Here is a 13,125-nt window from a genome sequence, read left to right as displayed (position 1 = left end):
AAATGATTCCGCAGTTGTTGGCGATTGGGTTCCGTTCGCTGAGTCTTGCGCCGACCTCAATTCCCGGCATGAAGGAGCGGATCAGGAGCCTGCACATCGCCCCCGCGACCGAGTGAATCACCAGATACGGGGTCAGCCATTGACTGTGGACTTTCGCACGTCAGCCTTCACGACACATCGGGCTGTGCGGCGGCGTTCGCCCGAGAGTGCCAGGCATGGGCGCGCACAGTCGGAGGCGCGGGAGGGTGTAGAGGTGTTCATCGAGAAGCGTTCCCCGCGTTGGTCGATGCGCGTCTGCCGCGACCTGCCGGATTCGCTTGATTGAGCCGCCGCGATCTCGTGCGGCACCACCGGCGCCGGCAATCCAACATCCGGACACGACAGCGCTGGCTGCGGGGCCGGGTGCTGCGGTGAAGTTTGCGACGGGTCGTGAAAGTGTCTATAGACGGTGTCCATGTCCACACGAACCATTGCGGCGGGTGCATTCAAACAGGGGTGCCTGCGAATTCTCGATGAGGTGGCGCAGACGCATCGCGACGTCGTGTGGACTCGCCCGGGGATCCTGCCTTGTGAGGGGAAACCCCGTCCGCGCGCGACCGCCTCGTCGCGCTCAGTTCATGACCGTCTTCGGTTCCTGCGCCGCTTTTTCCTTCACAGACCGCCGGTAATGCGCGAGGAGCGCCTCGCGGTTCTGGCGTAGGTCCACTCCGGTCGGCGCGGCCGGATAAGGCTTGTTGCCCATCATCCCTTTCCAGTGTGAGGATGTGAGGGACGATGGTACTTTTGGAACGGATCGTCGATCTGCGTCTACAGCCGGGTGCGAAACGCACCAAAAGTACCATCGTCCCCAAGCGCAATCTCCAGGCTTCGTCACACGGGCACTCCTCGCTCCGGCAGACGCGTGGCCGTGAAGCCGACCGTGATTCTCCATGGTAAACGGTGGACTGTTGACTCGCAGGCGATCGTCGAATGCGCGGTTCGGCGTCGCCAACGCCGACGTCGATGATGTCGATCATCGGAATCGAAGCAGCCGGTTTTTCTCTTGAGGATTCCTTTCGGTGGGAAAGCTGCGCGCCCGAAACCGCGGCGGTGGAAGTTCAGCGCAAGCGCTCCACGCTGGCACGCTTTCTGCTTTCCCAGGCCACGCGCCCGGCGGCAAGCGTATGTCGGGACAGGTCCGGGACGAGGACGGGACGGTTCGACCTCGTAGCCCGGGGCCCACGGATACTCATTGACCGACCGATGCCACGGACGAAGCCCAACAGCTGCAGTGAGCGCAACGACGGCAAGGCCAACCCGCACCTTTGCTCATCTGACGCGGGTCGCCCTTGTTGCCCTGGTGCGCGCGGATGCAGCCAGCCCGGGGAAGACGATGAAGCGCCCACGTCAGAAAAAGGTACTCATTTGGTTCTGGTTGATACTCGGCTTACGTCTGGCTACGGCTGGGTCCGCCTTCGCGACAGCGACCGTCAGCACGCTGGCGAGTGCCAGCATCTCAGCCGCCACGGCTGGCGGAACGTACACGGGGTTGACCGGCCCGGTGCTGGATGAGGGAGCGACCGGGGACATCAGCGCCAGCGGCACGATCATTCTGAACGCCCCTTCCGGGTTCGTGTTCAACACCGGGTCTGCCGTCACCGTGACGATTACGAAGTTGAGCGGCAACGGTAGTACTGTCTCTTTAGTAGATTCAACTGCCACACTAAACACAACTACCATCACAGTCACTGTCAAGAATGATGACACCAGCACGGTAGTGTCGAGGCTGACCTGGTCGGGGATCCAGGTGCGACCAACCGCAGGAACCCCCCTCGCCAGCGGGAACATTACCGAATCCAGAACGTTCGAGCTGCGAGATGCCAGTGGCAGCCAGAAACGGCTGTCGAGCTGAATGACGGGCAATCCTGGAGGAAAGTGTTCACGCGCCAGGGACTTACAGAGGTCCCGTTCAGATACGGTTACACCTACTCATCGGGACTCAGTCGCGGTACCGGCTGCAAGGAGCCTGGGAGCATGATTGCCATTTACAATACCCGTTGGCTCGCCTGGAGCCTGCTGCTCGGCTGCGCGTTGCTCTGCGCCGCGCCCGCAGAGGCGTTTCTGACCGGCTATGGTGACCGTATCAGCATCACCTGCGGCGGCCAGAACTCGCCGGCGTCGAGCTTGACGGCATTCACCTGCATCGTCCGGTTGAGCGACAATGCCGCGCCCGGGGGCGACCTGGTCCCCAGCTTCAACTACGCCCACGTGCAGAAGTCTGCCACCTGTGGCCCCTCCGCGACCGGCACGAACTGCGATGTCCGCTTCACCGACACCTCGGACGTGGAGCTGCCCTTCAAGATCGAGAATTGGAATGGCGGCACGGACAGCCAGTTTCTCAACGCGGTCGTCGACAACTTCCTGTACGACACAACGGCGCGCTCGCCCGCGTTCAACCATTCGAGCGCTGGAGTGTTCGGCAAGACGATTGGGGTGCCATGAAACCAGGGTTGCCGGGGGTCCGCGTGCGTTGGCTTCGGCCTTTGTGGGTTATGTTGGCGATCGTACTTGCGCCGGCCAGTACGTTCGCCGCCGTCGCAATCGACACCTACCTCGAATCGAGCCACACCAACGCGCGCACCATCTTCGAACGCGGGGACACCGTATACGCCCAGGCTACTGGGCTCAACTCGAGCAGGGGCTATACGTTCGAGGTGCAAGATGCCAGTGGTAGCCAGAAACGGCTATCGAGCTGCATGACGGGGGCCACGAGCTTCTCGGACAGTTATACGACAACCAGCGCGGATTCGCTTTCGAACGCCAATGACTGGAACTATCTCCTTCATGAGTACACCAGCTCCACCTGCGCTTCCGGCGCGCAACCAGATCACACGGCCGCCTTCCACGTGGCTGCCGCCCAGGCGTACGTGGATAGCGCCCTGACGATCCCAGCGACGACGTTATCGCCCGGCGCAACCGTCTATGTGCAAGTGAAAGGATTGCCGCAAAGTGTTAATGACTACAGCGTAACCTGGATCAAACCCAGCCTGAGCAACGCCTGCGCCAACACGGGCGGCGGTGACCGGCCGGACTCCGCCGCCAACGGAACGCTTCCCGGTTCCAATCCCAACTACCTCGAATACCCGCCGAGCACCGGGACGAACAACTGGAACGATCCGACCAGCTACGATGGCGGCGGAGGCTGCCCGGCGATCGGGTCGGGTGACACGGGCCAGTGGCAACTGCTTCTGGTCAAGAACGCGGACCAGACTGTGCAATTGAACGTGTTCGTGATCCCGGGGCCGATCGATCACTACGTGGTCGGCGCCTCGACGCCGCAGGTGGCGGGCACGCCGTTCACCGTCACGGTCACCGCCAAAGACGTCAACAACAACACGGTGACCTACAGTTCGAGGGCGGTGACGATGACCGGCACCGGGAGCGTGCAGTTCGACAGCGACGGCAACGGCACCTTCGGCGACAACACCAAGACGTTGTCCAGCGGGACGTTCACGATCAGCACCAAGGACACGGTAGCCGAAAGCATCACCGTCACCGCCACGGACGCGAACGCGAAGACCGGCACCTCCTCCAGCATCGTGATCAATGCGACGCCGACGGAGACGCCCACGACGACACCAACCGAGACCCCGACTCGGACGCCGACGGCCACGCCGACTCCAACACCTACGAACACGGCGACGGCAACGCCGACCCCGACCAGCACGCCGCTACCGACGAATACCCCGACATCAACGCCGACGGCTACGCCGACCGCGTCGCCCACCGGGACGCCGACGCCCACGGTAACCGCAAGCCCCACCGCCACTCCCTCGGCAACCGTGGCGGCGCCCGACTTGAGGATTACGATTACGCACACCGGCACCTTCGGCGCCGGTGAGGTGGGGACGTTCACCCTGACGGTGACCAATGTGGGCAACGCGCCAACGACGGGCCCGATCGTGGTGACCGATAATGTGCCGCTCGGAATGACGCTGGTATCCGCAGGTGGGCCCGGATGGACCTGCACGGTGTTGACCATCCGCACCGTGCGCTGCGTCAACCCTGGGCCGCTGGCGCCCAAGGCTGCTCCTCTGGTGATCACCATCACTGTCAGGGTCGATGAGAACGCCCCGCTCATAATGGTCAACACCGCGACCGTGTCCACGGAAGGCGATACTGACCCGGCCAACAACAGCGCCCGCGATATGGTGCACCGAGGTCCCGTTCCCGCACCCGTGGTATCGACACGCGCACTGCTCGCTCTCGTCGCTATGCTGATCGGGGTTGCATGCCTGAGCGTCCGCGGTGCTGACGCCAGCCGGCGTGGCACGCGGTGATGGCGCAGCCGTTCAGCGGCACGCCGTAACAGCGCATGTGCCCCCGAACCACCAAGCGCAAGAACGCGCCCTGCCCCAAGCCGGCAGCGGGGTCACCCATTGGAAGGCCCTTGTCAACAAGCGAACACCTCTCCCGTCGATAGCGACGCCATCATTTTCTAACTGCCGTCTTTTTTCTTCTCACCGCCTTAGTGCGGAACGCATGACGCACCCAGGATCTTCGCTCGTGTTCGTGTCGGCTCAGAGCCGCACCAGTCACCCATCTGGATCAGGACACTCCTCATGATGACGCACCACGTGAAGTGTCCCTGGCGCCGTCGCGCCCCAGAAGATCGTTGGTTCCCAGCCGTGTCCAATCGTCATTCACAGCACCTGTGGCTTCCAACTCCGCATGCGCAAAAGCTGGCCCTCTGCTTAAGGAGCGAATCGCAGTGTGCGATGGTGGCCTTTGCGCGCGTGCGCGTGGGCCAACCCCTCTGTGGCTCACGGCCAAGGCATCTCTGTCCCGCTGCGGGCGGGAAATCAGCGAGGGCGGCGGCCATTCAGCCATACTGATTGCCAGCCAACCCCTTCGCAGGCTCACCACCCTCGCTGAACTCGTCAGCAGAACGCCCGGTTTACATCGAACCCCGCCTGATCGAACCCAGGCACGGGGTCACCCATTTGGATTCCATCGAACAACCCCAGGAATAACGCAGCTCGAGAATCACGACGCTCAAATCTGCTTCAAAAGGAACGATCGTCTGGCCGCGAACGATCATGCGACATGGGCGCACAGTCGGAGGCGCGCCGGGCTCGGTTTGGTCGTCGCGGTGCTCGGGATCAGGGGCGGTTGGGGAGGGCGGCGGCCGGCGGAAGCCCCGAAACATGCCCGGGGTGAATGGTGATCACGACGCGCTCGTCGCCCGGGCGGTCGAACGGATACTCGTCGACGCCCATGTAGGCCCGGGCCAGGGAGTTCACGAACGAACGGTCGGCATCATCGGTCAGCTCTGCCGTGCCGCGAATCTCGACGTAGTGTTGCGGATTGTCGCGGTGCGGAATGGAAATCGCCACCCGGGGATCATTGCTGAGATTGCGATACTTCTGACGCGACTTGAGCGTGCTGACCCTGACCAGCGCGCCGTCCCACATCACGGCCACCGGGTTCACCGACAATTGCCCGTCCGGCCGAATGGTAGCCAGGTGCCCGGTGGGGCGGCTCAGCAGGATATCGTGATACGTCTCCGGTATGCGCGTGGTTTTCTTCGTCGTCGAGAACGTCGTCATGGGGATCTCCATCAAGCACGCCGCGTGGCGCTGGCGCGCGCCAGAGTGGCAAACACCTTGGCCGCCGGCGATAGCGGACCGGGCCGAGTGACGAGCCGGATGTCTCGGCGCATGGGTGGGGAGAGCTCGGCCATGACCACGCCCTGCCGCGTGGCGCCCTCGGCCAGTGCCCGCGGTAGGAAGGTGAAACCGGCACCCGCCAGCACGAGCGGGATCAAAGCTTGGCGCGACTCCGTCTCCACGGCAACGATGGGTGCCTGGTCCGGGGATGTGATCTTCAGCGCCAGCCCGCCGTAGTACTCATACACACCGGTCGGAACGATCATGGGCAGACCGGCGAGATCGGCGTGTTTGAGGGGCCGCCGCTTCAATTTCGTACCGGGCGGGAAAACGACGACGTGCTCCTCACGGCCAATCACCTCGGCCACCAGCGGGGGTTCGACGGTGTCCACCGTCAGCGCCAGCTCACAACGGCCGGTTCGCACGTAGCGCTCGATGTCGTGCAAGTTCTCCGACGTCTGGATACGCACTCGTACACCGGGGTGACGGGCGCGGAACTCGCCCACGAGCCGGGCCAGCAATTCCGTCGCCGACGCCTGCGGAGCCGCTAGGTCCAGCGTCCCCACCCGCAACTCCTCCACCGCCTTGACGGAAGCGTAGAGCACCGAGAGATCCCGCAGCACCAGGCGCGCGGACTCCACGAAGGCCTTGCCGGCCGAGGTCAACGAGACCGAGCGTCCGAACCGGTGAAACAGCGGTGTCCCCAGGGTCTCCTCGATTTCAGCAATCGCGTGGGACAGCGATGGCTGCGAAACGTGCACGGCCTCGGCCGCCCGGGTGAAGCTGCGGTGGTCAGCGACCGCAACGACAAACTCGATATGTCGCGGGTTCATGCGCTCATGCTATCAATCACACCAGTGCGCTCGTCAAGCCTCACGCACGGACCGTCTGGAGGCGGGCGAGAAGCCGACCAGGCGGGGACTCGGGCGGAGAGCCGCCGCCGCCGCTGACCCATACGCGATCTGTATGGATTCCATGGGAACATTGTCTTGGACATCTACCAGGCCAGCTGGTTTAATCCGGGCTATGCCGAAAGCCGCAAACGCACCCGTGCGACATGGAAGTCGTGAGAACGCAGAGAGAGGAGCCAGATGATGGAAACCGCTGTGGCGCAATCGATCGCACCAAGAATTCTCCCCGAAATGACGCCAGCCCGCCGTGGGGAGGAACTGGTGGTCCGGGAGCGGATTCCGCTCGATGAAATCAACACGTTGAACGGTCTGACGCCCAGGATCCAGCGGCTCAAGCAGCAGTATTTCGAAGCGCGGCCGACGGTGTGCGGCGAGCGAGCCTGGCTCATGCTGGAGTCGTACAAGCAAACCGATGGCGAGCATCCGGCGAAGCGGCGAGCGAAGGCGTTTGCCAACGTGCTGCTGAATATGACCATTGCGATCCGTGACGACGAGCTGCTGGTCGGCGGCTCGACGCGCTTCCTGCGCGGCGCCCTTCCCAACGTCGAGTTGGCCCCCCTGAATCTCGCCTGGATCTTGAACCAGCACGAGCCGCCGACGACGGCTTCGCCAACGACCGAGGCGGTGTTGGAGCCGGAGGACAAAGCCAGGCTGCTCGCCGCCTGCGAGTACTGGAAGGACAAGTACGCCGCCAAACGCGCCGAAGAGATCATCACCGCGTTGGACGGCGGCATGTGGAAGAAGGTTGGCGAGGCACGGATGGGAATGTGCCAGCCGTACACGCCCATGTGCTTCACGCCCGGGGCGGACTACGACAAGGTCCTGTCCATCGGGTTCAATGGGGTTGTCCAGGAGGCCCAGGATCACATCGACCGCATCCAGGCCAGCGTAAACGGCCAGGGTTTGAGCGACAAGGACAAGGGAAAGATCGAGTGGCTCGAATCCGTCATCATCGTGGTCGAAGCGATGATTGCACACGCGCACCGGTACGCGGCACTCGCCCGCGAGATGGCGGCGACGGAACAGAACTCTGCGCGCAAGCGCGACCTCGAGAAGATCGCGGAGGTGTGCGAGTGGGCACCGGCAAATCCTCCCCGAACCTTCCAGGAAGCCTTACAGACGTACTGGTTCATCGCGGTCGGTCACGACATCGAGAAGGCCAACACCAACGCGTACGTCGGACGCTTCGACCAGTACATGTGGCCGTACTATGCGAAAGACATCAACGAGGGCCGGATCACCCGTCAGGAGGCGGCGGAGCTGATGGGGTGTATGTTCATGAAATGGACGGCCATGGAGCCGTTCATGTTCATGGGTTTGCTCGGCAAGCGGTTCCATCAGGAAATCGCCCAGTCGAATTACTTCATCAACGTCACCCTCGGCGGGCAGGGCCGCGACGGGCGAGACGCCGCCAACGAGCTGTCGTGCCTGATCTTGCAGGTCGCCAAGCAGGTCAAGACGCATCAGCCGCACATCTCGATCCGCTATCATCGCGCCATGGCCCCCGAGTTCCTCCAGAAAGGGATCGAGTGCAACCGCGATCACGGTGCTGGAATTCCGGCGTGGTTCAACGATCGCCTCGGCACGGAGTACTTGTTGGATCGCGGCGTCCAGTGGGATGACGCGCGCGAATGGGCGATGGCAGGCTGCATCAACACCTCGTACCCGAAGAGCTTCGCCTGGACACGTAACGCGGTGGTGTCGTTCGTCAACCACGCCAAACTGATCGAAATCACTTTGAACAACGGGATGGATCCGTACACGGGCGTCAAGCTCGGCATCGAGACCGGCGATCCGAGAAACTTCAAGACGTGGGACGAACTGGTCGAGGCATACCGGAAGCAGGTTGATCACTTCTACGACTACTGCTTGAACAACTTCCGGGCCATGGAGAAGGTGTACTACGAGGACTCCAACTACTTCCCATTCATCTCCGCTTTCTTGCAGGACTGCGTCGCGAAGGGGAAGGACGCCACCCGTGGCGGCGGTCGCTACCAGCAGTTGGAGGCGTGGTGTTTTGTCGATCGTGGGTTGCAGGACGCGAGTGACTCGCTGATCGCGCTGAAAAAGGTGGTGTTCGAGGACAAAAAGGCAACCATGCCAGAGTTGCTCGACGCATTGAAGACCGACTTCGAAGGATACGCGGAACTCCGGCGGGCGCTTCTGGCCGCGCCGAAGTACGGTAACGACGAGGAGGAGCCGGATTCACTGCACGTGAAGCTGTGGAAGTATAGCATCGACAAGTGTCAGTCGTACCGCGACGGCTTCGGCCGGCGGTTCACCATGTTCCGACAGGGCGCGGCCTGGTCGACGTGGGCCGGCAAGGCCACCGGCGCGTTGCCCAATGGCCGTAAGGCGGGGACCTCGTTGGCCGATGCCTCTGCTTCCCCGCAGCAGGGTTGCGACGTGAAGGGCCCGACAGCAACTATGAACTCGGTTACCAAGCTCGACAATATGTTCATCGAGGGCCCGCTCCTGAATATGAAGTTCGCCCCCGGGATGCTGAAGAAGAAGGAAGGTGTGAACAAATTTGCCGAGCTGATGGGCACGTACTTCGACAAAGGCGGGTTCCACGTCCAGTTCAACATCCTGGATCGGGACACCTTGCTGGATGCGAGGCAGCATCCCGAGAATTATCGGAACCTGGTCGTGCGCGTGGCGGGTTACAGCGCCTTCTGGGTGGAGCTGACGCCGGCCGTACAGGACGAGATCATCAGCCGAACTGAACAGCTGCTGTAACGTTGTGCAGGGAGGGCGACCACCGGTCGCCCTCCCTGTTTTGAGGGTACACAGTCGAGAACACATGATCGCAACGGGAACCACGCGGCGTGAATTGGACGGTGCTGGCGAGGAGCAGTCGATCGGTTCAGCCGGCTCCTCGCCGCGCGTCGTCGACGGGCTTTTCGGCAAGGAACGCGATGATCGAGTCGTGACCGCCCGTATCTTCAACATCCAGCGGTTCAGCACGGAGGACGGACCGGGAATCCGCACAACCGTCTTCTTGAAGGGCTGCCCGTTGAGCTGTTCGTGGTGCGCCAACCCCGAGTCGCAGGCGGGCGGCGTGGAAGTCGCGCACAGCGATCCACTGTGCGATCACTGTAACCGGTGTGTCGAGGTCTGCGACAAGAAGGCGATTTCTCTCAACCCCGAGGGAGGCGTCCACATCAATAGAGACGTGTGCGATGACTGCGCCAAGTGCGTTCCGGTGTGCGGAACGGGCGCCCTGCGGTTGCTTGGAGATGAGTACACCGTCGCCCGGGTTTTCGAGGAAATCAAGAAGGACGCTGCGTATTACCGGAACTCCAATGGTGGGGTAACCTGTTCGGGGGGCGAGCCCCTGTCGCAGGCGCGCTTCGTCGCCGCGCTGTTCAAGCGCTGCCAAGAAGCGGGGATCCATACCACGCTCGACACGTGCGGGTCGGCGCCAAGGCGGGCGCTGGAACGGGTGATCGAGTACACCGACCTCGTGCTCTTCGATCTGAAGATCCACGATCGCGACGCGCACCTCGCGATCGCTGGTCATTCGAATCAACAGATCCTGGACAACGCCAAGTACATCGCAAGCAAGGGCATACCCATGATCGCGCGGATGCCGCTGATCCCAGGATATACGGACTCGGAAGAGAATATCAGCGCGATTGCGGGCTTCATCAGGACGCTCGGGGCGCACATCCCGGTACACGTGTTGCCGTACCACCGGTTCGGTATGAACAAGTACAAGATGCTGGACCGGCCGTACGCGCCAGGAGACGTGAAGCCACCCTCGCCCGAGCGGGTGCAGAATATCGTCCAGCGCTTCCAGTCTCTCGGCTTGGAGTGCGAGATCGTTACGTAGGGGTTGCCAATCGTCGCTGCCAGGGGGGTTCGTAGCTTCTCGGCCGCGCCGCGAGCCGGTAGCAAATTCTACCGTACACGAAACGGAGGCGCGCAATGAGAACGTCCGAGGAGTACGTCGAGTGCTTGCGGGCGATGAAGCCCAACGTCCGCATGGCAGGTGAAATCGTCCGGCGTGACGATCCGCGCATTATGCCGGGGGTCAACGTGATGCGGATCACGTACGACGCCGCCACCGATCCGGAGCTCGAAGATCTGTTCACGGCCACGTGTCCCGACACCGGGAAGAAGATCAGTCGGTTCTGCGCGCTCTGCCGGAGTGGCGACGATCTGCTCAAGAAGCAGAAGATGATCCGTGTCGGCGCGCGGCTGTCCGGATTCTGCATCCAGCGGTGCATGGGTACGGATACCATGAACGCCCTGTCGGTAACGACGAAAGATACTGACGACGCGCACGGCACCGAGTACTACGCGCGCTTCCGCGAATTCCTGAAGACCTATCAAGACAATGATCAGATTGCCGCGGCGGTGATGACGGACGCCAAGGGTGACCGGGGCAAGCGGCCCCACGAGCAGAACGACCCCGACCTGCACGTACGCATCGTCAGCCAGAACAAGGATGGGATCATTGTCCGGGGCGCGAAGGCCGACATCACCATGGCGTCTTACTGTGACCAACTCGTCGTCTTCCCGACGCGGACCTTGACCCGTGACGAGAAGCAGTGGGCGGTGACGTTCGCCATCCCCGCCGATTGGGATAACGTGCACATCATCAACCGGGCAACGGCGCCGCGCGAGCGCAAGGTCCTCAAAGCACCGCTGAACACCTATGGCAGCTCCGACGCCCTGGTGATCTTCGATAACACCTTCATTCCCTGGGACCGGGTGTTCCTGTGCGGCGAGTACGAGTTTGCCGGCAAGATGGCGCTGACCTTCTCGCAATGTCACCGCCATAGCTACTGCGGCTGCAAGCCCGCGGTGGATGACATTGTCATGGGTCTGATCGCGCTGGCGGCCGAGTACTACGGCGTGGAAGGGAAGTCGCACATCCGCGAGAAGCTCTGTCATCTGGCCGCAACGGCCGAGCTGATCTACGCCGCCGGCATCGCCGGTGCGGTGAACTCGACCCAGTCCGCCTCGGGCGTGCACGTGCCGGATGCCATCTATGCCAATGTCGGCCGGCGTCTCGCCGGAGAGAGCACGTACGAGGCGTGGGGCATGATGGCCGACGTCGCCGGCGGTTTTCCGGTGACCATGCCCTTCGAGGAGGATTACTTCGATCCGCACACGCGCGGGTGGCTGGAGAAGTATACGGTGCGCAACCCGAACGTCTCCGCCGAGAAGATCCATCGTTTGCAGCGGACGATCTCGGACTACCTGGCGTCATCGTGGGCCGGTGTGTGGCAGGTGGCCGCGGTCCATGGCGGGGGCTCGCCGGCCATGGAGGACGTCGCCATTGCGAGCAACTACGATTTCAACGAACGCAAAAAAATCGTCAAGCGATTGGCGGGAATTGAGGACTGAGCCGAAGGGGTGGTCGGCTGAACAGGCGATGAGCTGTGGAGACCCGAAAGCCTTGCAGGAGGATCAGCCGTGAAACGTGTCGACATGGTCGATTACGACCGGGCGTATCGGGAGTTTCGCTGGGAGATCCCGCCCACGTTCAACTTCGGCGGTGACGTCGTCGACAAGTGGGCCGAGGATGCGAAACGCCTGGCCCTGATCTGGTGCAACGACCGCGGCGAGGAGCGGCGGTTCACGTTCGCTGACATCCGCCGCGCATCGAACCAGTTCGCAAACCTGTTGCAGCAACAGGGGGTGCGAAAAGGGGACCGCGTCTTGGTCATGCTGCCGCGCATTCCCGCCTGGCAGATCGCCATGGTCGGCTGCCTCAAGCTGGGCGCGGTTCCGGTGCCCTGCATCACCATGCAGACCGCGCGGGACATCGAGTTTCGGACGCAACATTCGGGCGCCATCGGTGCGGTGACCACGCGTGAGCACATCGGCAAGTTCCCGGCCGCCCATCCCTACCGCGCCCGGATCAGCGTTGGCGGCGGTGTGGGTTGGGCCGATTTCGACCGCGAGATCGCTGCGTGCTCCGACGCCTTCACCCCTGTCGCCATGAGCAGCGACGAACCTGCCATCATCTACTACACTTCGGGGTCGACCGGGCATCCGAAGGGCGTGACCCACGCCTCGCGCGCCTTGTTCGCCTGGCGGGTGTCCGCCTGGCACTGGCTCACGCTGACGCAGCGGGATCTGATCTGGTGTACGGCCGACACCGGTTGGAGCAAGGCCGGCACGAGTATTCTGTTCGGACCGTGGAGCTGCGGCGCGGCTGTCCTTTTCTATGATGGCCCTTTCGAACCGGCCAGGCGTTTCGAGCTGCTGGAACGCTACCGGGTCACCGTCTTCTGCGCCGCGGCGACCGAGCTGCGGCGCTTGATTCTCGAAGGCGCAACGACGAGGGACTTGTCGGCCCTACGCCTGACCGTTTCCGCCGGCGAGAGTGTCAATCCCGAAGTCCTCAAACAGTGGCGCAGCCAGACCGGTAAGCCATTGCTGGAAGGATACGGGCAGACCGAGACGCTTATGACCGTCCTGAGCTATCCCTGCCTGCCAGTGAAGCCCGGATCGATGGGGCGCCCTTTGCCGGGTACCGAGGTCGCCGTCATCGGCGAGGGGAATCACGTGCTCGGTCCCGGCGAGCCCGGGACCTTGGCCATCAGATT

At 62.8% G+C, this 13,125-nt stretch carries 10 protein-coding genes; 6 read left to right on the top strand and 4 right to left on the bottom strand.

Annotated features, from left to right (window positions below; all coding sequences use genetic code 11):
* Positions 1 to 610: 610 nt before the first annotated feature.
* Complete coding sequence (locus tag VF515_11745; GenBank protein HEX7408307.1) at positions 611 to 745, bottom strand: hypothetical protein; 135 nt, start codon at positions 743 to 745, stop codon at positions 611 to 613.
* A gap of 641 nt (positions 746 to 1,386) precedes the next feature.
* Positions 1,387 to 1,827, bottom strand: a complete 441-nt coding sequence (locus VF515_11740) for a hypothetical protein (GenBank protein ID HEX7408306.1) — start codon at positions 1,825 to 1,827, stop codon at positions 1,387 to 1,389.
* A gap of 186 nt (positions 1,828 to 2,013) precedes the next feature.
* Here VF515_11740 and VF515_11735 point away from each other — a divergent pair, with 186 nt between their 5' ends.
* Together VF515_11735 and VF515_11730 are read left to right on the top strand one after the other, a co-directional pair.
* On the top strand, positions 2,014 to 2,481 hold the full coding sequence (locus VF515_11735; GenBank protein HEX7408305.1) for a hypothetical protein: 468 nt from the start codon (positions 2,014 to 2,016) through the stop codon (positions 2,479 to 2,481).
* A gap of 50 nt (positions 2,482 to 2,531) precedes the next feature.
* Positions 2,532 to 4,319, top strand: coding sequence for a hypothetical protein (locus VF515_11730; protein ID HEX7408304.1), 1,788 nt, complete (start codon positions 2,532 to 2,534; stop codon positions 4,317 to 4,319).
* A gap of 822 nt (positions 4,320 to 5,141) precedes the next feature.
* Here the strand turns inward: VF515_11730 and VF515_11725 are convergent.
* Positions 5,142 to 5,588, bottom strand: coding sequence for a PPOX class F420-dependent oxidoreductase (locus VF515_11725; GenBank protein ID HEX7408303.1), 447 nt, complete (start codon positions 5,586 to 5,588; stop codon positions 5,142 to 5,144).
* 11 nt (positions 5,589 to 5,599) lie between these two features.
* Positions 5,600 to 6,481: a LysR substrate-binding domain-containing protein gene (locus VF515_11720; protein HEX7408302.1), complete on the bottom strand. Its 882-nt coding sequence runs from the start codon at positions 6,479 to 6,481 to the stop codon at positions 5,600 to 5,602.
* Positions 6,482 to 6,739: 258 nt separating this feature from the next.
* Between VF515_11720 and VF515_11715 the strand changes: the two genes are divergently transcribed.
* The 4 genes from VF515_11715 to VF515_11700 all read left to right on the top strand — a co-directional run.
* Entirely contained in the window at positions 6,740 to 9,298 is a 2,559-nt protein-coding gene (locus VF515_11715; GenBank protein HEX7408301.1) for a pyruvate formate lyase family protein, read from the top strand.
* Positions 9,299 to 9,362: 64 nt separating this feature from the next.
* Entirely contained in the window at positions 9,363 to 10,394 is a 1,032-nt protein-coding gene (locus VF515_11710; protein HEX7408300.1) for a glycyl-radical enzyme activating protein, read from the top strand.
* 95 nt (positions 10,395 to 10,489) lie between these two features.
* Positions 10,490 to 11,917, top strand: a complete 1,428-nt coding sequence (locus VF515_11705; GenBank protein ID HEX7408299.1) for a 4-hydroxyphenylacetate 3-hydroxylase N-terminal domain-containing protein — start codon at positions 10,490 to 10,492, stop codon at positions 11,915 to 11,917.
* Between the two features lie 69 nt (positions 11,918 to 11,986).
* On the top strand, positions 11,987 to 13,125 hold a 1,139-nt coding region (locus VF515_11700), incomplete at its 3' end, for an acyl-CoA synthetase (GenBank protein HEX7408298.1).

The sequence above is a fragment of the Candidatus Binatia bacterium genome, from assembly GCA_036382395.1.
Classification (GTDB): Bacteria; Desulfobacterota; Binatia; order HRBIN30; family HRBIN30; genus JAGDMS01.
The sequence above is the reverse complement of the archived record's forward strand: the minus strand, read 5'-3'. Positions and strand labels throughout refer to the sequence as shown.